The organism is Pseudomonas sp. P1_F1_2 (genome assembly GCF_056405815.1).
The window spans coordinates 17,208-41,344 of sequence record NZ_JBFUBK010000049.1 but is presented as its reverse complement, the minus strand read 5'-3'; the positions used below and the strand labels follow the sequence as shown (position 1 = coordinate 41,344).

29 protein-coding genes and 1 tRNA gene are annotated in these 24,137 nt (G+C 58.8%); 16 read left to right on the top strand and 14 right to left on the bottom strand.

Annotated elements, in window-relative coordinates; translation table 11 throughout:
- The first annotated feature begins 128 nt into the window (after positions 1-128).
- The 6 genes from AC1D2P_RS16245 (at position 129) to AC1D2P_RS16220 (ending at position 5,891) form a co-directional block, all read left to right on the top strand.
- Positions 129-1,088, top strand: a complete 960-nt coding sequence (locus AC1D2P_RS16245) for an AraC family transcriptional regulator (protein WP_477757502.1) — start codon at positions 129-131, stop codon at positions 1,086-1,088.
- Positions 1,089-1,502: 414 nt separating this feature from the next.
- Entirely contained in the window at positions 1,503-2,867 is a 1,365-nt protein-coding gene (benA, locus tag AC1D2P_RS16240; protein ID WP_109784662.1) for a benzoate 1,2-dioxygenase large subunit, read from the top strand.
- On the top strand, positions 2,864-3,352 hold the full coding sequence (benB, locus tag AC1D2P_RS16235; RefSeq protein WP_223524690.1) for a benzoate 1,2-dioxygenase small subunit: 489 nt from the start codon (positions 2,864-2,866) through the stop codon (positions 3,350-3,352). The genes benA and benB overlap by 4 nt, the downstream gene beginning before the upstream one ends.
- 10 nt (positions 3,353-3,362) lie before the next feature.
- Positions 3,363-4,376, top strand: coding sequence for a benzoate 1,2-dioxygenase electron transfer component BenC (gene benC / locus AC1D2P_RS16230; RefSeq protein ID WP_477757503.1), 1,014 nt, complete (start codon positions 3,363-3,365; stop codon positions 4,374-4,376).
- 7 nt (positions 4,377-4,383) lie between these two features.
- Positions 4,384-5,157, top strand: coding sequence for a 1,6-dihydroxycyclohexa-2,4-diene-1-carboxylate dehydrogenase (locus tag AC1D2P_RS16225; protein WP_477757504.1), 774 nt, complete (start codon positions 4,384-4,386; stop codon positions 5,155-5,157).
- Between the two features lie 41 nt (positions 5,158-5,198).
- Complete coding sequence (locus AC1D2P_RS16220) at positions 5,199-5,891, top strand: alpha/beta hydrolase (RefSeq protein WP_046027532.1); 693 nt, start codon at positions 5,199-5,201, stop codon at positions 5,889-5,891.
- Positions 5,892-5,897: 6 nt separating this feature from the next.
- On the opposite strand, the gene AC1D2P_RS16215 is transcribed toward AC1D2P_RS16220, so the two are convergent.
- Positions 5,898-6,260, bottom strand: a complete 363-nt coding sequence (locus tag AC1D2P_RS16215) for an NUDIX hydrolase (protein ID WP_046027530.1) — start codon at positions 6,258-6,260, stop codon at positions 5,898-5,900.
- A 210-nt stretch (positions 6,261-6,470) separates the two neighbouring features.
- On the opposite strand from AC1D2P_RS16215, the gene AC1D2P_RS16210 reads away from it, so the two are divergent.
- Together AC1D2P_RS16210 and AC1D2P_RS16205 are read left to right on the top strand one after the other, a co-directional pair.
- Positions 6,471-6,668 carry an SPOR domain-containing protein gene (locus AC1D2P_RS16210; protein WP_077430272.1) on the top strand — a complete coding sequence of 66 codons (198 nt, stop codon included), beginning with the start codon at positions 6,471-6,473 and terminating at the stop codon, positions 6,666-6,668.
- Between the two features lie 117 nt (positions 6,669-6,785).
- A complete protein-coding gene (locus AC1D2P_RS16205; RefSeq protein ID WP_477757505.1) occupies positions 6,786-7,133 on the top strand; it encodes a hypothetical protein in 348 nt (115 codons plus the stop codon).
- Between the two features lie 23 nt (positions 7,134-7,156).
- Here the strand turns inward: AC1D2P_RS16205 and osmE are convergent, their stop codons facing one another.
- On the bottom strand, positions 7,157-7,504 hold the full coding sequence (gene osmE, locus AC1D2P_RS16200; RefSeq protein ID WP_477757506.1) for an osmotically-inducible lipoprotein OsmE: 348 nt from the start codon (positions 7,502-7,504) through the stop codon (positions 7,157-7,159).
- Positions 7,505-7,517: 13 nt separating this feature from the next.
- Entirely contained in the window at positions 7,518-7,757 is a 240-nt protein-coding gene (locus AC1D2P_RS16195; protein ID WP_223524696.1) for a hypothetical protein, read from the bottom strand.
- A 172-nt stretch (positions 7,758-7,929) separates the two neighbouring features.
- Here AC1D2P_RS16195 and AC1D2P_RS16190 point away from each other — a divergent pair, with 172 nt between their 5' ends.
- Together AC1D2P_RS16190 and AC1D2P_RS16185 are read left to right on the top strand one after the other, a co-directional pair.
- Positions 7,930-8,130, top strand: a complete 201-nt coding sequence (locus AC1D2P_RS16190; protein WP_046027873.1) for a hypothetical protein — start codon at positions 7,930-7,932, stop codon at positions 8,128-8,130.
- 91 nt (positions 8,131-8,221) lie between these two features.
- The gene (locus AC1D2P_RS16185) at positions 8,222-8,557 is read left to right on the top strand and encodes a hypothetical protein (RefSeq protein ID WP_477811504.1); all 336 of its coding nucleotides are present in this window, start codon (positions 8,222-8,224) and stop codon (positions 8,555-8,557) included.
- A 25-nt stretch (positions 8,558-8,582) separates the two neighbouring features.
- Here AC1D2P_RS16185 and AC1D2P_RS16180 read toward each other — a convergent pair whose 3' ends face one another.
- The 6 genes from AC1D2P_RS16180 to AC1D2P_RS16155 all read right to left on the bottom strand — a co-directional run bounded on the left by AC1D2P_RS16180 (position 8,583) and on the right by AC1D2P_RS16155 (position 12,594).
- Positions 8,583-8,816, bottom strand: coding sequence for a DUF6555 family protein (locus tag AC1D2P_RS16180; protein ID WP_046027521.1), 234 nt, complete (start codon positions 8,814-8,816; stop codon positions 8,583-8,585).
- A 116-nt stretch (positions 8,817-8,932) separates the two neighbouring features.
- Positions 8,933-9,142, bottom strand: a complete 210-nt coding sequence (locus AC1D2P_RS16175) for a hypothetical protein (protein ID WP_046027520.1) — start codon at positions 9,140-9,142, stop codon at positions 8,933-8,935.
- Between the two features lie 119 nt (positions 9,143-9,261).
- Positions 9,262-10,617 carry an ATP-binding protein gene (locus AC1D2P_RS16170; protein ID WP_477757507.1) on the bottom strand — a complete coding sequence of 452 codons (1,356 nt, stop codon included), beginning with the start codon at positions 10,615-10,617 and terminating at the stop codon, positions 9,262-9,264.
- Complete coding sequence (locus AC1D2P_RS16165; protein WP_109784669.1) at positions 10,593-11,258, bottom strand: response regulator transcription factor; 666 nt, start codon at positions 11,256-11,258, stop codon at positions 10,593-10,595. The genes AC1D2P_RS16170 and AC1D2P_RS16165 overlap by 25 nt, the downstream gene beginning before the upstream one ends.
- A 106-nt stretch (positions 11,259-11,364) precedes the next feature.
- A complete protein-coding gene (locus AC1D2P_RS16160) occupies positions 11,365-11,802 on the bottom strand; it encodes a hypothetical protein (protein ID WP_477757508.1) in 438 nt (145 codons plus the stop codon).
- 27 nt (positions 11,803-11,829) lie between these two features.
- Positions 11,830-12,594: a COG4705 family protein gene (locus tag AC1D2P_RS16155; protein WP_477757509.1), complete on the bottom strand. Its 765-nt coding sequence runs from the start codon at positions 12,592-12,594 to the stop codon at positions 11,830-11,832.
- Positions 12,595-13,660: 1,066 nt separating this feature from the next.
- Here AC1D2P_RS16155 and AC1D2P_RS16150 point away from each other — a divergent pair.
- A complete protein-coding gene (locus tag AC1D2P_RS16150) occupies positions 13,661-15,661 on the top strand; it encodes a peptidase U32 family protein (protein WP_477757510.1) in 2,001 nt (666 codons plus the stop codon).
- A 185-nt stretch (positions 15,662-15,846) separates the two neighbouring features.
- On the top strand, positions 15,847-16,470 hold the full coding sequence (locus AC1D2P_RS16145) for an NIPSNAP family protein (protein WP_477757511.1): 624 nt from the start codon (positions 15,847-15,849) through the stop codon (positions 16,468-16,470).
- A 78-nt stretch (positions 16,471-16,548) separates the two neighbouring features.
- Here AC1D2P_RS16145 and AC1D2P_RS16140 read toward each other — a convergent pair.
- Positions 16,549-16,636: transfer RNA gene (locus tag AC1D2P_RS16140), tRNA-Ser, on the bottom strand.
- A gap of 123 nt (positions 16,637-16,759) precedes the next feature.
- Between AC1D2P_RS16140 and AC1D2P_RS16135 the strand changes: the two genes are divergently transcribed.
- Positions 16,760-17,431, top strand: coding sequence for a Bax inhibitor-1/YccA family protein (locus tag AC1D2P_RS16135; RefSeq protein WP_477757512.1), 672 nt, complete (start codon positions 16,760-16,762; stop codon positions 17,429-17,431).
- Between the two features lie 59 nt (positions 17,432-17,490).
- On the opposite strand, the gene AC1D2P_RS16130 is transcribed toward AC1D2P_RS16135, so the two are convergent.
- Both AC1D2P_RS16130 and AC1D2P_RS16125 read right to left on the bottom strand, forming a co-directional pair.
- Positions 17,491-17,820, bottom strand: a complete 330-nt coding sequence (locus tag AC1D2P_RS16130) for a YceK/YidQ family lipoprotein (protein ID WP_046027512.1) — start codon at positions 17,818-17,820, stop codon at positions 17,491-17,493.
- A gap of 56 nt (positions 17,821-17,876) precedes the next feature.
- Positions 17,877-18,314, bottom strand: a complete 438-nt coding sequence (locus tag AC1D2P_RS16125) for an Lrp/AsnC family transcriptional regulator (protein WP_046027511.1) — start codon at positions 18,312-18,314, stop codon at positions 17,877-17,879.
- Positions 18,315-18,447: 133 nt separating this feature from the next.
- Between AC1D2P_RS16125 and AC1D2P_RS16120 the strand changes: the two genes are divergently transcribed.
- Positions 18,448-19,341 carry a DMT family transporter gene (locus AC1D2P_RS16120; RefSeq protein WP_077430265.1) on the top strand — a complete coding sequence of 298 codons (894 nt, stop codon included), beginning with the start codon at positions 18,448-18,450 and terminating at the stop codon, positions 19,339-19,341.
- 3 nt (positions 19,342-19,344) lie between these two features.
- Here AC1D2P_RS16120 and AC1D2P_RS16115 read toward each other — a convergent pair whose 3' ends face one another.
- Both AC1D2P_RS16115 and AC1D2P_RS16110 read right to left on the bottom strand, forming a co-directional pair.
- A complete protein-coding gene (locus AC1D2P_RS16115) occupies positions 19,345-20,388 on the bottom strand; it encodes an FUSC family protein (protein WP_077430264.1) in 1,044 nt (347 codons plus the stop codon).
- A gap of 41 nt (positions 20,389-20,429) precedes the next feature.
- Positions 20,430-22,055 (bottom strand): NADP-dependent glyceraldehyde-3-phosphate dehydrogenase, encoded by a 1,626-nt coding sequence (locus AC1D2P_RS16110; protein ID WP_477757513.1) that lies wholly within the window; start codon positions 22,053-22,055, stop codon positions 20,430-20,432.
- 267 nt (positions 22,056-22,322) lie between these two features.
- Between AC1D2P_RS16110 and AC1D2P_RS16105 the strand changes: the two genes are divergently transcribed.
- Both AC1D2P_RS16105 and AC1D2P_RS16100 read left to right on the top strand, forming a co-directional pair.
- On the top strand, positions 22,323-22,712 hold the full coding sequence (locus AC1D2P_RS16105; protein WP_109784685.1) for a c-type cytochrome: 390 nt from the start codon (positions 22,323-22,325) through the stop codon (positions 22,710-22,712).
- Between the two features lie 19 nt (positions 22,713-22,731).
- Positions 22,732-24,126, top strand: a complete 1,395-nt coding sequence (locus AC1D2P_RS16100; RefSeq protein WP_408980980.1) for a D-arabinono-1,4-lactone oxidase — start codon at positions 22,732-22,734, stop codon at positions 24,124-24,126.
- Positions 24,127-24,137: the final 11 nt, after the last annotated feature.

The following is a 24,137-nucleotide window of genomic DNA, read 5'->3' as shown; positions in this document are numbered from 1 at the left end:
GTTTAACATTCAACATCTATGTTGATTGGCACTCTGTCATCGCGAGCAAGCTCGGCTCCCACAGGGATTTTCAGTCAATGTTCTAGAATGGAACTGACACCGCCAATAACAACAACGAGAGTGACCCGATGATGCACGCGCAACTGTTGAGTCAGCGCAGCAGAGTATTCGACCATGCCGACCCTTATGCGGTCTCGGGTTACGTCAATCAGCATGTCGGCAACCATTGCATCCTGATGCCCAGGGTCGGCCGACCGCTGGCCAGCCTCGATCACCGCAAATTCGCCAGCCTGGACCTGTGCCGCATCAGTTACGGCGCCAGCGTGCGCGTGACGTCGGGCGCGCTCGACAGCATTTATCACCTGCAAGTGCTGCTGCGGGGCAACTGCCTTTCGCGCGGAAGGGGCGAGGACCATTACTTTGCACCGGGTGAGCTGTTGCTGATCAACCCCGATGAGCCGGTCGATCTTACCTACTCCGACGATTGCGAAAAATTCATCCTCAAAGTTCCCACCCGCTTGTTCGAGTCCGTGTGCGATGAACAGCGCTGGCGTTATCCGGGGCAGGGCGTGCGGTTTCTGGAGAGCCGTTATCAGCTCGATGAGCTGGAAGGTTTTGTCAGCCTGCTGGCAATGATTTGCCAGGAAGCCGAGGCCACCGAACAGATTCCCCGGGTGCAGGAGCATTACGCGCAGATCATCGTCAGCAAGATGCTCAGCCTGATGAAAACCAACGTGATCCGCACCAGCCCGAGTGCGCCGTCGGTCACGTTCGAGGCGATTGCCGATTACATCGCACGCCACCTCAAACAAGACATCGACAGTGAAGAGCTGGCACGCCAGGCGCGGATGAGTCTTCGGTCGTTGTATGGGTTGTTCGAACGCAACGCGGGCACTTCACCGCAACACTACATCCGGCAGAAGAAACTCGAACGCATCCACCTGTGCCTGAGTGATCCGACCTGCAACGTGCGCAACGTTACGGAAGTGGCCATGGATTATGGCTTTCTTCACTTGGGGCGGTTCTCCGACAACTACCGCAAACAGTTCGGCGAGTTGCCGTCCGACACCCTCAAACGCCGGCATTGACAGACCGCCAAACCCTCGTAACAGCCGAGCTTGTAGCAGCTGTCGAGCTTGCGAGGCTGCGTTCGAGTGCGCAGCGCTCGCCGAGGAGCAATGCGGTCTGGCTGAAATATCGTGGGAAGCATTCTGCGAGTGCTGCGCACTCGAACGCAGCCTCGCAAGCTCGACAGCTGCTACACGCAGCCTCGCAAGCTCGACAGCTGCTACACGCAGCCTCGCAAGCTCGACAGCTGCTACACGCAGCCTCGCAAGCTCGACAGCTGCTACACGCAGGCACGCAAGCTCGGCAGCTGCTACATGAATCTGTGCATTCAATGCTGCACTAAACGGATACACGTCTGCACCCAGCGGATAGTCCGCCCCATCCCCCCGTCCTAGCATGGCCCTGCCTGAATAAAAACAATGGAGGCGGCGGCCATGTCCCTGCGACCCGAATACCTTCAATCCCTGCTTGAAGATGACAAGGAAAACGGCATCTATCGCTGCAAGCGCGAGATGTTCACCGACCCCCGGTTGTTCGATCTGGAGATGAAACACATCTTCGAAGGCAACTGGCTGTACCTGGCCCACGACAGTCAGATCCCCAACGTCAACGATTTCTACACCACCACCATGGGGCGCCAGTCGATCTTCATCGCGCGCAACAAGGACGGTGTGCTCAATGCCTTTATCAATGCCTGCAGCCATCGCGGTGCGACGCTGTGCCGGCACAAAACCGGCAACAAAAGCTCCTACACCTGCCCCTTCCACGGCTGGACCTTCAATAACTCCGGCAAGTTGCTCAAGGTCAAAGACCCGGCGGCGGCTGGCTACCCGGCGAGCTTCAATTGCGAAGGCTCCCACGACCTGACCAAAGTCGCGCGGTTCGAGTCCTATCGCGGTTTCCTGTTTGGCAGCCTCAACGCGGATGTCGTGCCGCTGGTCGAGCACTTGGGCGAGTCAGCAAAAATCATCGACATGATCGTCGACCAGTCCACCGATGGCCTGGAAGTGCTGCGCGGTTCTTCGAGCTACATCTACGAAGGCAACTGGAAACTCACCGCCGAAAACGGCGCCGACGGTTACCACGTCAGCTCCGTGCACTGGAACTACGCAGCTACCCAAAACCAGCGCAAGCAGCGCGAGGCCGGTGACAGCAATCCGACCATGAGTGCCGGCACCTGGGCCAAGCAGGGCGGTGGTTTCTACTCCTTCGACAAGGGCCATATGTTGCTCTGGACCCGTTGGTCCAACCCCGAAGACCGTCCGCTGTACGAGCGCCGTGATGAGTTGGCCCAGGACTTCGGCCAGGCCCGCGCGGACTGGATGATCGAGAACTCTCGCAACCTGTGCCTGTACCCCAACGTGTACCTGATGGACCAGTTCAGTTCGCAAATCCGCATCGCCCGGCCGATTTCGGTCAACCGCACGGAAATCACCATTTACTGCATCGCCCCCAAAGGTGAGAGCGACCACGCCCGGTCGAGCCGGATTCGCCAGTACGAAGATTTCTTCAATGTCAGCGGCATGGCCACCCCGGATGATCTGGAGGAGTTTCGCTCGTGCCAGACCAGCTACCAGGGCAGCGTCACCACCTGGAATGACATGTCCCGGGGCGCCGAACACTGGATCGAAGGCGCAGACGAGGCGGCCAAAGAGATCGACCTGCATCCGCTGCTCAGCGGCGTGCGCACCGAAGACGAAGGCCTGTTTGTGCTGCAACACACATATTGGCAGGACACGATGCTCAAGGCCCTGGCCACCGAACAGAGCGAATTGATTGCCGTGGAGGCCGTGCAATGACCATCACCTACGACGCCGTGCGCGATTTTCTTTATCGCGAAGCACGCTACCTCGATGACAAACAGTGGGACGACTGGCTGGAACTGTACGCCGCCGATGCCTCGTTCTGGATGCCGTCCTGGGACGACAACGATGAGTTGACCGAAGACCCCCAGCGGGAAATCTCGCTGATCTGGTACGGCAACCGCACCGGCCTTGAGGACCGCATCTTCCGCATCAAGACCGAACGTTCCAGTGCGAGCATTCCGGACACCCGCACCTCGCACAACCTCAGCAACATCGAGCTGCTCGAACAGGCGGATGGCCTGTGCAAGGTGCGCTTCAACTGGCACACCCTGAGCTTTCGCTACAAGACCGTCGACAGCTATTTCGGCAGCAGTTTCTACACCCTTGATGTGCGCGGTCAGAACCCGCTGATCAAGGCCAAGAAAGTGATCTTGAAGAACGATTACGTTCGCCAGGTCATCGATGTCTACCACTTGTGAGGCGCCCGTCATGACTCATTCCATTGCGTTCAATTTTGAAGACGGCGTCACCCGGTTCATCGACGCCAATGCCGGCGAAACCGTGGCCGATGCGGCGTACCGCCAAGGCATCAATATTCCGCTGGACTGCCGCGATGGCGCCTGCGGCACCTGTAAGTGCTTTGCCGAAGCGGGTCGTTATGACTTGGGCGAGGACTACATCGAAGACGCCCTCAGCCCTGAAGAGGCGGAGCAAGGTTTTGTCCTGACCTGCCAGATGCGCGCCCAGAGCGATTGCGTGGTGCGGGTGCCGACGTCTTCGCAGGTTTGCCGCACCCGCCAGGCCAGCTACGACGCCACGATCAGCGCTGTTCGGCAGTTGTCCGACAGCACCATCGCGTTGTCGATCAAGGGTGAAGCGTTGAGCAAACTGGCGTTCCTGCCGGGGCAATACGTCAACCTCGGGATTCCGGGCAGCGAGCAGACGCGGGCCTATTCGTTCAGCTCGTTGCAGTGCGACGGCGAGGTCAGTTTCCTGATTCGCAACGTGCCCGGTGGCCTGATGAGCAGTTTCCTCACCAACATGGCCAAGGCCGGCGACAGCATGAGCCTGGCCGGGCCGTTGGGCAGCTTCTACCTGCGCGACATCCGCCGCCCGTTGTTGCTGCTGGCCGGCGGCACAGGGCTGGCGCCGTTCACGGCGATGCTGGAAAAAATCGCCGAGCAGGGCAGTGAATATCCGCTGCATTTGATCTACGGCGTGACCAACGATTTCGATCTGGTGGAGCTTGATCGCCTCGAAGCGTTTGCCGCACGCATCCCGAACTTCAGTTACAGCGCCTGCGTGGCCAATCCCGACAGTCAGCACCCACTCAAGGGCTACGTGACGCAGCACATCGAGCCCCGGCATTTGAACGAGGGCGACGTCGACGTCTACCTGTGCGGCCCGCCGCCGATGGTCGAGGCGGTCAGTCAATTCATTCGCGAACAAGGCATCCAGCCGGCGAATTTTTATTATGAGAAGTTTGCCGCCAGCGCGGCCTGAGGTCGTCATGAACAGATTTCACGAAAAAGTCGTGCTGATTACCGGTGCTGCGCAAGGCATCGGTCGGCGGGTGGCCGAACGCTTGGCCGCCGAAGGGGCGCGGTTGATCCTGGTCGACCGCTCCGAGCATGTCTTCGAAGTACAGCAGCAGTTGGGGCAGGGCAGTCAGGTGCTGGCCCTGACCGCTGACCTTGAGCAATACGGTGAATGCAGCCGTGTGATGCGCACCGCCGTCGAGCGTTTCGGGCGCTTGGACGTGCTGGTCAACAACGTCGGCGGGACGATTTGGGCCAAGCCGTTCGAGCACTACGAAGAGCAGCAGATCGAGGCAGAAGTCCGGCGTTCGCTGTTCCCGACGCTGTGGTGCTGTCATGCGGCACTGCCGTTCATGCTGGAGCAGGGCAGTGGCGCCATCGTCAACGTTTCCTCGATTGCCACGCGCAGCATCAACCGCGTGCCGTATGGCGCGGCGAAAGGGGGGGTGAATGCACTGACCGCCTGCCTGGCGTTCGAAACCGCCGGTCGCGGGGTTCGGGTCAACGCGACCGCGCCCGGCGGTACCGAAGCGCCACCTCGGGTCATTGCCCGCAACAATGCCGAGCAAAGTGCGGAAGAAAAGGTCTGGTATCAGCAGATCGTCGAACAGACGCTCGACAGCAGTTTGATGAAGCGCTACGGCACGCTGGATGAACAGGCCGGGGCTATTCTGTTTCTGGCCAGCGACGAGGCGTCGTACATCACCGGCATGATCATGCCGGTCGGTGGCGGCGACCAGGGCTGACGCGGCTCACTAAAACCTACCCATGAACAGGAGTCATCGTCATGAGTGACAGACCCACGATTGTGCTAGTACACGGTTTTTGGGGTGGCGCAGCCCACTGGAACAAGGTCATCGCTGAACTGCTGAGAAAGGGTTACACGAACATCCGCGCGGTCGAGATGCCGCTGACTTCCCTGGCTGACGATGCAGAGCGCACCCGCAAAATGGTCGCCCAGGTGCCGGGGCCGGTGTTGCTGGTGGGGCATTCCTATGGCGGCGCCGTAATCACCGAGGCGGGCGATCAGCCGAACGTGGTGGGGCTGGTGTACATCGCAGCCTTCGCCCCGGACGCTGGTGAAAGTCCCGGCAGCATCACTCACCAGCATCCACCGGCTGCGGCGGCGAACCTGGCCCCTGACAGCGATGGGTATTTGTGGGTCAAGCCGGAGTTGTATCACGAGAGTTTTTGCCAGGACTTACCTGCGTCCGAAGGCCTGGTGATGGGTATCACCCAGAAAGCACCGCTGGCCAGCACCTTCGGCGACACCATCAGCACCGTGGCCTGGAAGAACAAACCGTCGTGGTATCAGGTCTCCAGCGATGACCGGATGATCGCGCCGCAAAATCAGCAATGGATGGCTGGACGGCTGAATGCCAGGGAGATCCTGACCTTGAACGCCGGTCATGCGTCGCTGGCCTCAATGCCGGTCGAGGTTGCCGCGTTCATCGACAAGGCCGCGACGGCCCTGGCCTGAATACGCTTACAGGCGACGCCGAAATGCTTTGATGATCTGGCGAGTGGCATCGCTGGTGCTCAGGTTGTCGACCGTCTCCAGTGGATGCCAGATGCAGTCGACGATTTCATTTTGTGGCCGGGCCTGCTCAAGGTTCGGTGCCGATGCTTCATAGACATGGTGGCGGGTGCTGCCGGACTCCAGTTCCATGAGGTACAACAGGTGGTCGGCGCCAAGGCCGGTTTCTTCCTCAAGTTCACGCAGGGCGGCGCCGCCTGTCGTTTCGCCGGGCTCGACTTTTCCGCCGGGCAAGCTCCAGCGACACCTGGGTTTGCGCACCAGCAGAACATGCCGATCCTGCTCGCAAATAACCGTTGCACGTACTTTCATTCGTTACCTGATAGTCGCTGTCACAAAAAAGACATCAAAATGCAACATTCGGGCCGAGCCCCCTGTTTCAAGGGTTAGAGCGATGGCCTTCGCGTAAAGTGCCATCGGGTGCTGGAAAACTGGCGCGACGTCTGGTTGGCACCTGGACAAAGGTCAGGTGTAAGGTAATCAGGTCAATCGTCAATTCTCACTGCCGAACAGGAGGTGACCATGAGCGTTCCGATGCTGAATAAAATGCGCATGAACGGTTATGAAGTACTCAGTGTGAACAACGGCCCCTGGCGGGTGTGCACCCAAGGTGATCGGCTGGGAGCTTTTAGCAGCCGGGAAGAAGCACTGGCGTATGCCGCGTCGCTTCCCGCCTATAGGGCAAGAGCGACACGAGCGCCAAGCCAGAAATCCGAATGACAGCCCATTTGAAGCCCCGGAATCCCGGGGCTTTTTTTGTCACGGAACCGAGGATGGAGGATTTGAAACGCGACATTTGAGTGATAGGGTGGCCGCTTTCACTCCAAGGAAGAACCCATGTTGAAAGGGCGCTGGATGTCCCTGCTCGTGTTGTCTGCACTCGGTTTGGCCTGCACGAACGCGGCTCAAGCGCAGACTCTCGGCGAAATACAAACGACTCCGCACGTGTGCGATGTCTTCCGTGTATTGGCCGGATCGATCATGCAGTCTCGTCAGAATGATGAGTCAAAGGCCAGTTTGCTGGCAGTAAAATCGGGCAACCCGGACCATGACAAATTGGGCGCCATGTTAATCAACGACGCATACAGCCTGCCCGTTCGCGGTTCTCAAGAGCAAAAGAACGAGGCAATCAATGCCTTCGCCGATAAATGGCGCGATACCTGTAACAAGTCGGTTTCCGGCTAGCAGGTTTGGCAGTCCACGTTCGATCAGTAGCCGCCGCCACCCGAGCGGGTAGGTTCCCTCGCCCTCTCTTGGGCGTGACTCCACTCCGCACAGGTCATAAAGCTTTTGTGGTCGACCTGGCCGTTGCCATCGAAACTGATGCTGTACGGTTGATGCTGGCCAGCCTGCGTTAACCGGTAATCAAAACAGGTGCCAGGTACCACCGTGCGGTCGGTAATCGAGGCAGGCTGACCGCCAATTTGCTGCACTTGATCCTTGTTCATTCCCGTCTCGACCTTGGCGACCAGCGGTTGGGTACCGTAGATGTGCTCCTCGGTGCTGCAGCCACCCACCGCCAGTACAACCACCAGCGTGAACAAAGGCTTGTTCATTGCAACGCTCCTGTCAGTGGGCTTTCGTTCGGCTGATCACCTTCGCTTTGACTTCTTCGGCATAGCCCGCCAGTCGTTCCTCATCACCCTGAAACAACGCACACAACCTGAGAATCGCTTCCGCATCTACGTCATTACCGGCCAGGCGCAGCTGTTTTTCAATTCGCAGCAGTTCTACCGCCGACCACCTCAAATCCGACGCAATGCCTTGTAGGGCACGGCGAAGTTCGTTTTCGTCTTTGTTAAGCCACATGACGACCTCCTGCATGTCTCGCCAAGAAAGATTAGTCCGATTTGGCCCGATGCGGCGTTTGTTCGTCCGTGAGGCAGGAGGTGGGTCCATTGGTCGGGAAAATGAGGGCAAGAGGCCCAGGTGGATGTCGTACGAAGGTCAGTGCCATTTCACCAGGGCGAGGCCACCCCCAATGAGCAATACCGACGATTTCAGATTTCACGCCCAGGAGTTGATTGTTGATCTGGATGCCGCCACCACTGAGATGATGAAGCTGATTTCGGCTCACCAGTTCAGCGGCCCGGAGTGGGATCGGGTCACGCAATGGCAGCATGAGGCGTATGAACGGTGGATGGCCTATCTGAACGAAAGAACCTATCCAGTACCCCAATGAAAACAATGCCGCGCATTAAGTTGTGTGCAATAGATGGATGTCCGGACGGCGAAGCGTTACATTTCGCGTTTTTACGGGATAAGGATGCGTCATGCGGATGTTGATTGGGGGAGTAACGCTGGCAATGCTGGCGGGTTGTTCATTGCCGGCGTCGGTGGTGCCGGGTGAACCGAACGTCAGCAAATACAGTAAGAAGCCGCCAAAAGAGCTGGCCGCGTGCATCTTGCCGGTGTGGCAGAAAGAAGTTTCGAATACGACTCAGGTCGGCATTTCCAACGGCTACCGAATCAAGGCGCCGAGCATCATCACGGCGGATGAAGTGCTGGACATCGTCAAGTACAAGGACGGCAGCCGGGTTTCGCTGTATYAGGGGCCACCTTGGGCCAAGTCCGACGCGATGCGCAAGGCAGTGAAGAACTGTTTGTAAGTTGAAAGGGCGCGTTCCGGTCTCGTCAACCGGGTAATTTTACCCAGCTGACGTCGGTCAAACCTTTTGCTTGCGCATGGCTTCGAAGCGCCGCGTCGTTTTGTTGATCGTGATTTTGCCCATACGAAAGCCCAATCCCTGAATGCAGGCAGGCGTAATACCAAGCGTCTGCGGGGTGCATGTGCGTGTCCGACTGCACAAAAGTATGCCGCTCATCATTGAGGCAGTACGTGATTTGAAAGTAGCGAGTGCGAGTCATCCAATTCTCCAGGTGCAGCCACTACGACATTAATGGCGTAGTGCCAGTTCCCTTCGGATTCGGACTTCTGATTGCGCGAACAAAAACGGACAGGGACTCAGCGAGACGCACGCGGGTCACTGAGGTTTGTCCTGTTGAGTGCGCCCGGTTTTACGTCGATCCGTGCCTGTAGGATGACCGAGGTCTATCAGTCGTCTTTCAACCAGAATGTTTTCGAGTGCCTGGCGCGAGGCGGGATCCATTTGGTGTTCTCGCGCCTTGAGCTCCAGCAGGATCGGGCTCGACCAGGCGCGATAGGTTTTTTCGGCGTTGCGAACGGACGTCATCAATCTCTCCTTGATCAGTCAACCCAATCCATAAGCAGGGGCATTTGATTGCGTAGAGACCTTAGTAGAGGATTCGGTTTTTTGCCACTGCAGTCGCACTGTAATGGTGCGTTTCCTTCCTATTGTTTACCGGCGTTCAGCCATACCGACACACACAATCCGTTTTTGTTTATCTCATCCGTATACCCCATCTGAACCCGCGCGCCCGTGCGGTCTGCTATCGCCTTGACGATCGACAACCCCAACCCGGAACCCGCTTCATCGGTCCCCAGGCTGCGATAAAACGGATCGAATACCCGCGTTTGTTCCAGCAGGGAAATTCCCGGCCCCGAGTCCTTGACCTGCAACATCACCAGCCCTTGCACACGCTCAACCGACAGGTCGATACGCCCGCCGTCGGGGGTATAACGGATGGCGTTGTCCACCAGATTCTTCACCAGGATCACCAGATCCGTTTCGTTGATAATCACCTGTACGTCTTCAATGCTCTCCACACCAATGTCGAGGTGCTTTCGCTCTGCCAGTGGCAATAAATCTTCCAGTACCCGCCGATAGATTTCATGTACGCAAACGGCGGACTGCGCTCGATGGGAGTCTGATTGTGCAGTGGCCAGCGTCAGCAGTTGATCGATCAGTTTTCGGCTGCGATCGATGCCCAGTGACAAGGGCAACAAACGCTCGCGGGCGGGTGCCGGCATGTCGGTGGCGGCCAGTCGCTCGGCTTGCAAGGACAGGGCGGTCATGGGGGAGCGCAGTTCATGGGCGGCGTCGGCGACAAAGCGGCGCTGGGCGTCCATCGACTGCGCGACGCGCTCGAGCAAGCGATTGATGGCCACCACGAAAGGACGGACTTCCGTTGGCAAATGGTGTTCGTCGATAGGGTGCAGGGCCTGCTCGTCGCGCTGGTCGATTTCGGTCGAGAGCGTGGCAATCGGGCGGAACAGCTTGCGCACCAGATCGCCGACCACCAGCAACAGCACCGGAAACAGGATCAAAAACGGCAGCAGACTGCGCCAGGCGCTTTCGCGAGCCTCCTTGTCGCGGATACCGGTTTCCTGAGCGACGACAATACGTTCGCCCTGGGTGGTGGTCTTGACCAGGACACGAAAATCCTCGCCTGCGACATTCAACGTCGACAGGCCATCGGCCAATGTCGTGGGGAAGGGCAGCGGCAGCGTGGCGTCATCGTTGCCGAGGGCTTTGCTGCCGTCGGCCAGGTATTGCACGATTACCCTGGATTCTTCGTTGTCATCGTCGACCTTATTGCCCACGGGATAGCGCGGGGTCATGTGTTGGCGATCAACCAGCACGGCCACCTGACGCAAGGTGTCGTCCTGCATTTCGTGGGCCTCGTCGAACGCCGAGACGAACGCAAAAACCCCGGCCACGACAGCAACGATCAGGATGGCCAGCGACAGCGTGACGGACAGCCGCAGTTGTACCGAATCACTCAAGCGCTTTTTGAAACCATCCATCCCATTCCCCTGACGTTCTTGATGACATGGTTGCCAAGCTTGCGCCGCAACGCGTGAATCAGAAATTCCACCGCGTTGCTTTCCACTTCGTTGCCCCAGCCATAGAGGCGGTCTTCGAGCTCGCTACGCGAGAGAATYGCGCCGGGCCGAATCAACAGGGCTTGCAACAGGGCGAACTCCCGGCTGGACAGCTGGACATCGCGGTCCTGTTCGGTGCTGGCTTGCTTGGATATCAGGTCCAGTGCCACCACGCCGTTGTCGAGCACGGACAGGGCGTTGCCACCGTTGCGCCGCAATACCGCGCGCATCCGGGCCAGCAACTCTGACAATTCGAAGGGTTTGACCAAATAATCGTCAGCGCCACCGTCGAGGCCGCGCAGGCGATCTTCGAGGTTGTCGCGCGCGGTGATGATCAGCAACGGCACCGGGTTTTTGCGGCCACGGATGCTGTCGAGTACATCCAGCCCGTCCTTGCCCGGCAAACCGAGGTCCAGCAGCACCAGGTCATATTTTTGAGCCTCCAGCGCCGTGAGCGCGGTGAGACCGTTTTTCACCCAGTCGACGGCATAGCTCGCATCATTCAGGGCGCCCTGAATGGCATCGCCTATCATCGGGTCGTCTTCGACCAGCAATATCCGCATGTCCTGCTCCGTAAAAAAGGCGCGGCGGTCATGACCGTCGCGCCTGTATTGAAGCACCTGCACCAAGGTTTGTCCGCCGCCGGATGACTGCGGCTAGCGGGCCCGGTCAGGCCTTGCCTTTCATCGAGTCGAAGGCCTTCATTAAATCATCCATTGTGGCTTTGCATTCAGCCTGTTTCGGGCTGCTGGCGCGCAAGGCGTCGAGTGCATGGTCAATGGCTTTATCCACGACATGCCAATCGCTGGCGGCCCGAGGCTTGATGCCGGCCTCGGCAGAGTCCCAGGACGTTTCCAGGTCCTTGATCCGGGCTTTGGCCCCAGGCAGGTCATTTTTGTCGACAAGGGCGGTCACGTCGGCGGCGATGTTACGAAACTCTGACAGGTCACCCAGTTGGGTGCCTGACCGGCTTGTGCTGCTCATCGAACTGGAAGCGGCGCCTGTATTGGGTTTGTCAGCAGGTTTGGAGCAACCGCTGGCCAGGCTCAGCAGGCAGATGGACGAGACGATCGCGGCGTGACGAATAAGGGTTTGAAAGTGGCGCATGAAGATTCCTTGATTGGCGTTTAAACGTTACTGAGTCACTGATTTACGCGTGCCGACGCTGATCTGGGCGGCAACCACCAGCAGGAGGATGACGCTCAGGAAGATCGCACTGGTCCAGGTAGCCCCCATGCCGAGGCCGCCATAGGTTTTGGATTGCGTCAGCAAGTCGCCCAGGGAGGCGCCGAAAGGTCGGGTCAGGATGTAGGCAATCCAGAAGGTCAGCACCACATTGCCGCCCATGCGCCAGGCTGCCAGTGTGGCAGCGATCAGCGCACCGAAGATGACGATGCCGAGGGTGAAACCCAGACCCAGGGCTTCAGTGGCCAGGTCGCCGGCCGCCGTCCCCAGGGCAAATGTGCAGAGCACCGTCGCCCAATAGAACAACTCCCGCCGTGGCGTGACAATTTCACGAATCGACAGGCTGCGCTCGATCCGGTACCAGACCAGAAAATTGACCGCCAGCAATACGGAAAACACCGCTGTGCTGGTGTAGAGGCTGACGTCCAGGACGTCGGTCAGAATGTCGGTAATCTGCGTACCGACGATGCTCACCAGCACCACGGTGAGCCAGTAGATCCATGGCGTATAGGCTTTGGTGCGCATTTGCCAGAACAGCGCAATCGCCAGCAATGTCGCCATGCCGATGCTGGTCCAGCCCGCGCCGAAACCGGCGTCCACGGCAAGAAAGTCCGCGCCGGTTTCACCCACGGTCGTGGACAAAATCTTGATCACCCAAAACGACAGCGTCACCTCGGGCACTTTATTGAGCCAACCGGCTGTGGCGGAATTCATGTGGATAGCCTCTCCTGAGCAGCGCTGAAAGTGCGCAGGGGAGAAGGTACGCAACGAAACTTAGCGCAGACTGAGGAGGGCGCCGAACTAACGGGCATTGCGTCGTGGTGGGTCTGATTTGGATCCAGAACGCGTCAGGACGACGATGTAAGCCCACGACATACGGCATGGAACCGCGAGCATTCAACTGAGTCAAAAAATGCAGCTTCTGAGCGGTTATAGGAGGGAGGTGCAATGGGAAGGCCAGCAATCATCAAGTTTTTTGCAGCGTACTTGTCCGTCTCTGCACTGATTGCATGGGGGGTAGCCGCGGCATCTCCCTGGATCGCTTCTCATGTTCTCTTGAAGTGGGTTTTTTAGCGCAGACGGGGCCACCACTGGTATCGAACGCATCCGATGCCTGCGACAGGTCTCCCGATCATGCCGTCGAAGACCATGACGAGCTGACCCTCGAATATTCAGCCTGCAGGGTTTCAATGAGTTCAGCGTTCAGCCGTTCGCATTCTGCGTTGGCTTCCATCCGGGTCGGATAGCAGATTTTTAGCCTGCACTTACCTTCGTTGTCGTAGATGTCGAAATCTATAGGAGCGGTKGTGCAATAGAAGCGTGATCCGCTGCGTGCTGATCCTGTTTCCTTTGGTATTGAGGGAACAACAACGAATCTAGGCATCGGCTTTCCCCTGTCGTAGTAGCGTTTCAGTACTTTAAGAAGTAGCGGCTACTTGCCACTAAATCAAGCGACGTTGCGGGAATCCGATGAGCAACCCTTCGTAATCGAAACTCATTTTGATTGCCTTGGGATCATCGTGCCTGTTTTTGATGAATTCCCGATCAGCATCCACATAGTTTGGGGTGATGTCGTGCAGGTTCGGTACGTTGGGCATGTCGGGGTAGGGCGCATGAGGCCCCGCGGGCAGGCTGGTCTTGCTCGGCCAACCTCTGTGGCCAGGGCGCTCGTGAACAACAGCTGACAACTGCCTGTCAGCACCGAAACCCTTGACGCGTGCCCATCCAGCTTTTGGCCGCTACAATGCGCACCTCGACCGTGACAAACCAGATAAAAAATATGTCTCTGCCCAAGCATCACCTGGAACTGCTCAGCCCCGCCCGTGACGTGAACATTGCTCGCGAGGCCATCCTGCATGGTGCCGACGCCGTGTACATCGGTGGCCCGAGCTTCGGCGCTCGCCATAACGCCTGCAACGAAGTCAGCGATATTGCCCAACTCGTGGAGTTCGCCCGTCGCTACCACGCCCGCGTGTTCACCACGATCAACACGATCCTGCATGACAACGAACTGGAGCCGGCGCGCAAGCTGATCCACCAGTTGTACGATGCGGGCGTCGACGCGTTGATCGTTCAGGATCTGGGCGTGATGGAGCTGGATATCCCGCCGATCGAACTGCACGCCAGTACCCAGACCGACATTCGGACACTGGGGCGGGCAAAGTTTCTTGACCAGGCTGGCTTCTCTCAACTGGTGCTGGCCCGCGAGCTGAACTTGCAAGAGATTCGCGCCATCGCCGACGAGACCGATGCGGCGATCGAATTCTTCATTCACGGCGCGTTGTGTGTGGCGTTCTCCGGGCAGTGCAATATTTCCCACGCACAGAACGGTCGTAGCGCCAACCGTGGCGATTGCTCCCAGGCCTGTCGTTTGCCTTATACCCTCAAAGATGACCAGGGCCGCGTCGTCGCCTACGAAAAACACTTGCTCTCGATGAAAGACAACAATCAGAGCGCCAACATCCGTGCGTTGGTCGAAGCCGGTGTTCGCTCGTTCAAGATCGAAGGGCGCTACAAGGACATGGGGTATGTGAAGAACATCACAGCCTATTACCGTCAGCGTCTGGACGACGTGCTTGAAGATCGTCCGGACCTGGCTCGGGCATCCAGCGGCCGCACCGCACACTTCTTCGTGCCCGACCCGGACAAGACTTTCCACCGTGGCAGCACCGACTACTTCGTCAGTGAGCGCAAGATCGACATCGGCGCCTTCGATTCACCGACCTTCACTGGCTTGTCGGTGGGCGTGGTGGAGAAGGTGGGCAAGCGTGATTTGCAGGTGGTGACCTTTGAGCCGCTGTCCAATGGCGACGGCCTCAATGTGCAGATCAAGCGCGAGGTGGTGGGCTTTCGCGCCAACATCGCCGAGCCTAAGGGTGAGTTCCTCGAAGAGGGCCAGAAGCGCTATCGCTACCGTGTCGAACCCAACGAGATGCCGGATGGGATGTTCAAGTTACGCCCCAACCATCCACTGAGCCGCAACCTTGACCATAACTGGCAGCAAGCCTTGCAGAAGACCTCTGCCGAGCGTCGTATCGGTTTGAGTTGGGTTGCGCGTCTTGATGCGCAGCGCCTGCAACTGACCGCCACGAGCGAGGAGGGTGTCAGCGCCAGCTTGTCGCTGGACGGTCCGTTCGGTCTGGCCAACAAACCGGAACAGGCATTGGAGCAACTGCGCGATCTGCTCGGTCAACTGGGCACCACTGACTATCACGCCACCGCCATCGAGTTGATTGCACCCGAGGCGTTCTTCATTCCCAACTCGCAACTCAAGGCCTTGCGCCGCGAAGTGATTGAGGCGTTGACCGTGGCCCGTCTGCTTGCGCACCCGAGAGGTCATCGCAAGGCCGAAACCACTCCGCCGCCAGTGTATCCGGAGTCGCACTTGTCCTTCCTGGCCAACGTCTACAACCAGAAGGCCCGGGACTTCTATCACCGCCATGGCGTCAAGTTGATCGACGCAGCGTTTGAGGCCCATGAAGAAACCGGGGAAGTGCCGGTGATGATCACCAAGCACTGCCTGCGTTTCTCCTTCAATCTGTGCCCCAAGCAAGCCAAAGGCGTCACGGGTGTGCGCACCAAGGTTGCGCCAATGCAACTGGTGCACGGTGACGAGGTGCTGACGCTGAAGTTCGACTGCAAACCTTGCGAAATGCACGTCATCGGCAAGATCAAGGGCCACATCCTTGACCTGCCACTGCCGGGCAGCGTCGCGGAACCGGTCGTTGGTTACATCAGTCCCGAAGACCTGCTCAAGACAATCCCGCGCGCGCCGCATTGAGTGCCAGGCAAGTACGCCGCATCGAGTGATGGGCGTACTTGCTGCATGGGGCTAGTCCGCTGACTGTTGCCATAAAGAAACTACCTAGAACACTAAGGTGATCGCCGTACCCCAAGGGGTTCGGCTCAATATTCGCCTTGGAGGCTCCGGGTTAGGCTAATGGCAATGAATGAGCGGAGCACGTCATGCGATTGTTTGAACTGATTACTTTTACGGTGCGTGTGCGAACCGTTGCAGATGCGCTGGGTTGCATCGAGGCCGCGCTGGCCAAGCCCGGGGTGGGCGGCACGCTGATGGGGTGTTGGGCGTCGGAAATCGGCCAGCTGAATCAAATTGCCGTGCTGCGCGGCTATGCCGACGAAAGTCTGCGGCAAGCGGAGCGCGAACGCTTCCTGTTGGAAGGCGAAGCATTCGGTATCAACGCCTATATCACCGACCTGCGAATCGAAAACTACAGCTTGTTCCCGTTCCTCAATCCCCTGAGCGCCGGAAAACACGGGCCGTATTACGAAATGCGCGTGTATGACCTGGTCAGTTCCGGGCTTCAACCGACACTCGATGGCTGGATAAAGGCCGTGGAACCGCGTACGGCCGAGCAGTATTCGCCAGTGTATGCGGCGTTTTATGCCACCGACGGTGCCTTGCCGCGCTACCTGCACATCTGGCCATGGTCAACCCTGGAACAGCGCCTGCAAGTGCGGACTCAAGCCGTGGAGGACGGTGTCTGGCCACCCGAGAATTCTGGTCCGCAACTGCGTGACATGCGCTCGACGATTTATCGGCCCGCGGCCTTTTCGCCATTGCAATGAAACGTGTGCGGTTATGGGTTGCACCAAACCCCAGAAACGACAAAGCCCTGAATAATCAGGGCTTTATCGGTACAAATATGGCGGAGGCGATGGGATTCGAACTCATGGACCTGTTACAGTCGACGGTTTTCAAGACCGTTGCCTTAAACCACTCGGCCACACCTCCGTTTGCGTTGCGGGCGCCATAATACCTGAATGAAACACACTGTCAAACTCTCTACGTAGCTTGTTACAGAGCGTCTGTTATGATCTTTGCGACTGAACGTTTCAAACCAACAGGAGTGTCGCCATGCGCGAACAGGATTACGCAGTTAATAACAGCGTGCAGGCTGAGCAGCTAGAGGTTAGCCGCGTCCTGCGCAACACATACGGCTTGCTCGCTCTCACCCTCGCATTCAGCGGCGTGATGGCGTTTGTCGCTCAGCAGATGCGTGTCGGTTACCCGAACGTTTTCGTGGTGCTGATCGGTTTCTATGGCCTTTTCTTCCTCACCAACAAACTCCGTGATTCGGCCTGGGGCCTGGTTTCTGCCTTTGCCCTGACAGGGTTCATGGGTTTCCTGCTTGGCCCGATCCTCAACCGTTACCTGGGAATGCAGGGCGGCGCAGAAGTGGTCAGTTCGGCGTTCGCGATGACGGCGCTGGTGTTTGGTGGTCTGTCGGCCTACGTGCTGATTACCCGCAAGGACATGAGCTTCCTGGGCGGTTTCATCACGGCAGGCTTCTTCGTACTGCTGGGTGCGACGCTGGCGAGCTTCTTCTTCCAGATCAGCGGCCTGCAATTGGCGATCAGCGCAGGTTTCGTGCTGTTCTCCTCGGTCTGCATTCTGTTCCAGACCAGCGCTATCATTCATGGCGGCGAGCGTAACTACATCATGGCGACCATCAGCCTGTATGTATCGATCTACAACCTGTTCATCAGCTTGTTGCAGCTGTTCGGCATCATGGGCCGCGATGATTAATCGAAGGCCTTGAGTAAAAAACCCGCTTAGGCGGGTTTTTTATTGCCTGAAATCCAGGGCTACTCGGCAATGATAATGCTGCCATCGGTCTGTTGGCGGTAGATGGTGTAGGGCAGTAGCAAGGTGTCGAGCGCGCCGGACATGACCACGTCGATCAACACAATGGCTGGAGCATCGGTGTGATCTTGTGCATCCAGCCCCTTTTTCAGCGGCGCATTCAAACTGCAAAAATCATAGCTGACACCGCTGTAGATCCGCGGAATGGCGCCGCAATAGCTCTTCTGTTCCTTGAGACTGTTTGCCGCCACTTCGTCACCGCGCAAGGCCGATTGAATCGTGCCGCACCCCGCCAGCATCAGCGCTGCCAGTAGCATTGCCTGAATTTTCATGCCGCCAATCCTTCGCCGGAAAACCCCAATCTACGCCAGTCGGGCGCAAACTTCACTCAGGCCATCGGTGGCAACCGGCGTTTCACCGGGGTTTTCTTGACGATCGCCGTGTTGGTTTCGGCGTGGGTGTTGAGGCGGTCGAGCAGGGTGTCCAGTTGTTCCATCGAGCGCACGTGCAGGCGCGCGATGAAGCAGTCGTCGCCGGTGACTTTGTCGCACTCGGTGAACTCTGGAATGGCCTGAATTTGCCGCTCCACCTCTTGCAACTGTCCCGGCAGCGGGCGAATCCGCACGATGGCCTGGAGTTGATAACCGAAGCATTTCGGGTCGATTTCAACGGTGTAGCCTTTGAGCACACCCCGTTCTTCAAGGCGGCGCAGACGCTCCGCGACGCTGGGCGAGGACAGGCCGCTGATGTTCGCCAAGGCCTTGAGTGAGCGCCGGGAGTCCTCCATCAATGCCGTGATCAGCACTTGGTCGATGTCGTCGGTCATGGCAATCCTCGTAAGGCAATTAAACAAAAACGCCTTGATAAAAAAGGCAGAAACCGAGTCTAGCCTGTTTTTTGCGCTGGAGAAGCCCACGGATGGATTGGCATACTTTGCGCTCAAACACAGGAGTCTGATGATGGACAAAACAATACGTCGCGGCTCATTCGAGATGAGCGCCGCCATGCTGATCTCCGGGACCATCGGCTGGTTCGTGCTGGTGTCCGGGCAACCGGTGCTGGACGTGGTGTTCTGGCGTTGCCTGTTTGGCGCCGGCACCTTGCTGCTGATTTGCGCGGCTTTCGGCTTCCTGCGCCCCGGCATTCTGACCCGCACCACGTTCCTGTTGGCCGTGCTCAGTGGCGTAGCGATCGTCGGCAACTGGGTGCTGTTGTTTGCCTCGTATTCGCGCGCCTCGATTGCCATTGGTACGGCGGTGTACAACGTTCAGCCGTTCATGTTGGTGGGCCTGGCCGCGTTGTTCCTCAATGAAAAAATCACCCTGCAGAAACTGTTCTGGCTGGGCATTTCGTTTCTCGGGATGCTGGCGATTGTCAGTGCTCATGGCGGGTCGGGCGAGGACGGCAATGATTACCTGATGGGGATCGGCCTGGCATTGGGCGCGGCCTTCCTTTACGCGATTGCCGCGCTGATCATCAAACGCCTGACCGGTACGCCGCCGCATCTGATCGCGTTGATCCAGGTCTGCACTGGTGTGCTGTTGCTGGCACCGTTCGCGCACTTTTCAGCGCTGCCGCAAGCGCCTGCTGCCTGGGCGAGCCTGGTGACGCTGGGCATCGTTCACACCGGCGTGATGTATGTGCTGTTGTACGGCGCGATCCAAAAACTGCCGACCGCACTGACCGGGGCGTTGTCGTTCATCTACCCGATTGCAGCGATTTTTGTTGACTGGTTTGCCTTCGGCCATCGCCTGGAGCCGCTGCAATGGGTTGGCGTGGTGGCGATTCTGCTGGCCGCCGCCGGAATGCAGCAGGGCTGGGGCTTCAAACAGCGTAAGTTGGCGGCGCAGTAGGTGTCAGATGTTCCAGCGCGGGGCCGTTTTTGCCAGGCGCTGGCGCATCTCGCCGATGTTGGCGGCGAACTGGCGGGTCAACAAACGGTAACCGTCCAACGGGCTGTAAACCGGTGCCTCAAGACTTGACGCAGTTGGCAGGTCGACGGGGCGGCTCAGACGTTGGGATGCGCCGGTTTTCAAGGCCCGCGCCATGCCGATCAGTTGCACGCGAATGTGCCGATGTTCCTCGGTCATCGCCGATTGCAACTGCGCCACGGCATTCGGTTCGCTGGCATCCGGTCGGGTGTTGCCGAGGATTTCCAGGGTACTGACACACATCCGCAAGTTGCGCTGAATAGCGTCCAGTTCGGTCATGGAAATCTTCACTTCCTTGGACACCGACGGCATCAGCGAACGCAATTGCACCATCACCGAGTTCAGGCGACCCATGAGTTTGAGGTGTTCGTCATCGCTGACCGATTGGCCATTGATGATGCGCCCGTAGATCGTCGCGCAATCGCGCAGGGCATCGGCCAGGTTGTAGCGCCAGGAAAACACCGCATACAGCGGCAGCGCGAAGGAAAACGCCAACGCCAAGGCGATGCCGATCAGAATGTCGACCCCGCGCCACAGGCCATCCGTGACCGGGTTGTCGCCGTGCCCCGCGACGATAAATACCGTGATCGCCGCCAGCAACGCCGTGTAACCGCCCTTGCCGATGGCGTGATACGAAAAGAATCCGCACACCACCGACATCGCGAAATAGGTCAGCCAGGGCATCCCGAGCCAGGCCTGTTGCGCGACCAGYACCAGGCCGACGCCCGCCCCGATCAAGGTGCCAATGGCCCGCTCGGCGGCTTTTTTACCGATGTTGCCGTGATGCTGCAAACCCCCGATCACCACCAGCATCGTCACCGACGCCCATTCGCCGTGGGGCAGATGGATGCCGGTGGTCAGCAAAATCGTCGCCAGCAACCCGAGCGATACCCGCACTGCATGGATCAGTCTGGCGTGGCGATAGCGCCGATACGGGTCCAGCAACGGCCGTAGCAGTCGGCGCAACAGCGGTGGCAGTCGATGGCTGAACGTACTCAGGCTCGGTGTCCTCAGAAAATGTAATCGGTGGTCAGGAAACTCGAACTCCGTCCGCTGATGATCTCGCTGATCAAGTCTTTGTTGGTTTCCTGGAACTTGGTGGCCACCAGCGTGCGGATCGAAAATACCCGCAATGCATCATGCACCGACAGCGTGCCTTCGGCGGAGTTCTTGCGGCCGTTGAACGGGAAGGTGTCCGGGCCGCGCTGGCATTGTGCGTTGAGGTTGATGCGCCCGACCTGGTTGGCGAACGTGTCCACCAGCCGACCAACCGCAACCGGGTTAGTGCCGAAAATACTCAGTTGCTGGCCGAAGTCTGACTCCAGGACGTAATCGATGACGGTGTCCAGATGACGGTACGGCACAATCGGGATGACCGGGCCGAACTGTTCTTCCTGATAGACACGCATTTGCGTCGTCACCGGGTACAGCACCGCCGGGTAGAAGAACGACGCGCGGGCTTGACCGCCATTGGGGTTGACCACCTTGGCCCCTTTGCTTTCGGCGTCCGCCACCAGCGAATGCAGGTAATCGACTTTGCCCGACTCCGGCAACGGCGTCAGCGCCACGCCGCTGTCCCACGGCATGCCGGGTTTGAGGCTGGCGAGTTTGGCGTTGAATTTTTCGATGAACGCCTCGACCACGTCCTCATGCACAAAGAGAATTTTCAGCGCGGTGCAGCGCTGACCGTTGAACGACAGCGAGCCGGTCACCGCTTCGCTCACCGCGTTGTCCAGATCGACCTCCGGCAAGACGATGCCAGGGTTTTTCGCGTCGAGGCCCAACGCCGCACGCAAACGGTGTGGTTTGGGGTGGAGCTTTTTCAGGTCGCTGGCGGCCTTGTTGGTGCCGATGAAGGCAAATATGTCGATCTTGCCGCTGGCCATCAGGGCGCTGACAGTCTCGCGGCCGCTGCCGTAGATCACGTTGATCACGCCGGCCGGGAAGCTGTCGCGGAACGCTTCCAGCAGCGGACGAATCAGCAACACGCCAAGCTTGGCCGGTTTGAACACCACGGTATTGCCCATGATCAGCGCCGGAATCAGCGTGGTGAAGGTTTCATTGAGCGGGTAGTTGTAAGGGCCCATGCACAGTGCAACGCCGAGCGGGACGCGGCGGATCTGGCCGAGGGTGTCCTGTTCCAGTTCAAAACGGCTGGAGCGGCGGTCGAGTTCCTTGAGTGCATTGATGGTGTCGACAATGTAGTCGCAGGTGCGGTCGAACTCTTTTTCCGAGTCCTTGAGGTTCTTGCCGATCTCCCACGTCAGCAACTTGACCACCGCGTCACGCTGTTGGCGCATGCGTCCTAAAAAGGCTTCGACGTGCTGGATGCGCTCGGCCACACGCATGGTCGGCCACAGGCCTTGACCACGGTCATACGCACGGACGGCGGCGTCCAGGGCGACCAGCGCGGTGTCGGCGTCAAGCAACGGCGTGCTGCCGAGGATCACTTGCTCGTCGCCATTGGCGCCACTCAGGTACACCGGGCTGCGGACCTGGGCCAACGGCCCGTTCCAGGTTCTCAGTTCGCCATCGACCAGGTACTCACGTTGCTCGGTCTGGCCGTCTAGCCGGTACTTTTCCGGGATGTCGGCGTGGCTCGGGAACAGGTTGTCGAGAATGTTGGCTGTGGTCATGTCGCTACCCCCTCTGGATTGGGTGATGCAGTGATGAATCGTTTTAGCAGACCTCGGCCTCGCTTGTCATGACTCATCTCAGCGTTTTGCCGCACAGCGTGATTAACCGCGAATTTACCAACGTGTTCGGTCATGGCCTCAGAAGCCCCCTTTGTTGGCCCCCAATGCCCTCAACCCGCCCACGCGGGGTGCCTTAGTGTTGACCCGTGCTTGATCACAATAAAAAAGGTGCACCCGGCTGTCCGGGCACCCCATGAGAGGACCGCCATGCGGGCAAGCCGATTCACTGAAAAGCCTAGCCTTTGTTTTGCCTTGGTGGGGGGCGTCTTCGCGGTGTTGCTTGCGGGGTGTGGCGAAGAGCCGAAAAACCCGGCAACCCGCAGCGAAGCGGCCACCGCCAGGCCCGCCGACGCCGAGCTGGCGCAGGTCTACGACAACAGCTGCAAGCTGTGCCACGCCAACCCGGCGGCCGGGGCGCCGCTGACCGGCGACACGAAAGCCTGGGAACCGCGAGTCTTGCAAGGCGCCGACACGCTGCTCGATCACGCGATCAACGGCTTCAACGGCATGCCGCCGATGGGGATGTGCATGCAGTGTTCGCAAGAACAGTTCCTGGCGCTGATTGCCTTTATGTCCGGCCAGCAAATCCAACAATAAGAACGGCAGGGTGCGATTCATGACGATGGACCTGACACGGCGTCAGTTGTTGCAACGGGCGAGCGTCATTGGCGCTTTCACTGCGCTCGGCTCAACGCCTGCGCTGGCCGAACTGCTGCGCGCGCCGCGGCTGATTCCCTGGCGCAACTGGTCGGGGGGCCAGAGTTGCCTGCCGGCGGCGCGGTTGGCGCCAAAGAATCTGGATGAGCTGACGCAAGTGGTGCGCCAGGCGCCCGGCAAGATTCGCCCGGTGGGTTCGGCGCATTCGTTCAGCGCCTTGGTGCCCACCGACGGCACCTTGCTGTCGCTGAGTTATTTCACCGGTTTGCTCGATCACGACGCGAAAACGCTGCAAGCCGAGTTCGCCGCCGGCACCCCGATGTCGCGCATGGGCACACCGCTCAAAGACATAGGCCAGGCCCTGCAAAACATGGCCGACATCGATTACCAGACCCTCGCGGGCGCGATCTCTACCTCGACCCACGGCACCGGCAAGAACTTTCAATCCTATTCAGCCCACGTCTGTGGCCTGCAATTGGTGACCGCCACGGGCGAGGTTCTGGACTGCGACAGCACGCGTCATCCAGAGGTGTTCAGCGCGGCGCGGGTGTCGCTCGGCGCGCTTGGGGTGGCCACGAAAATTCGCCTGCAAAACCGCCCGGCGTATCGGTTAAGGGAGCGCCAATGGATCGCCAAGACCGAAGAGTTGCTGGAAGACCTCGACAAAAACACCCGGGAAAACCAGCACTGGGAAATGCTTGTCGTGACCCATTCCGACTACGCCTTGTCGATCGCCCTGAACGAAACCACCGACCCGGCCACACCGCCGATCCCGGCGGATGAGGAGGGCGGCAACGAGTTCGTGACCTTGATCGAGAAGATCGACAAGTACGGCAGCGACTTCCCGGACCTGCGCCGCACGATGCTCAATAACCTGCGTCACCTCGCCAGTTTCGATGACCGGGTAGGCGACTCGTTCGACATCTACGCCAACGTGCGCACGGTGCGTTTCAACGAAATGGAATATTCGGTGCCGGCCGAACACGGCCCGGCGTGCCTGCGCGAGATTCTCAAGCTGATTCAGGACAAAGACCTGCGCACCTGGTTTCCGATTGAGTACCGCTACGTCAAAGCCGACGACATTCCCTTGAGCATGTTCGAGGGACGCGACAGTTGCTCGATTTCGGTCCATCAGCATTACCAGATGGATCATCACAATTTCTTTGCCGCCGTCGAACCGATTTTCTGGAAGTACAACGGCCGGCCGCACTGGGGCAAGTTGCACACCCTCAACGCGAAAACCCTGCAGCCGCTGTATCCGCGCTGGCAGGACTTTATTCATGTCCGGCAGGCGCTGGACCCGAGCGGCAAATTCCTCAATGCGCATTTGTCATCGATTCTGGGGGTGAACTGATGGCGGTCAAT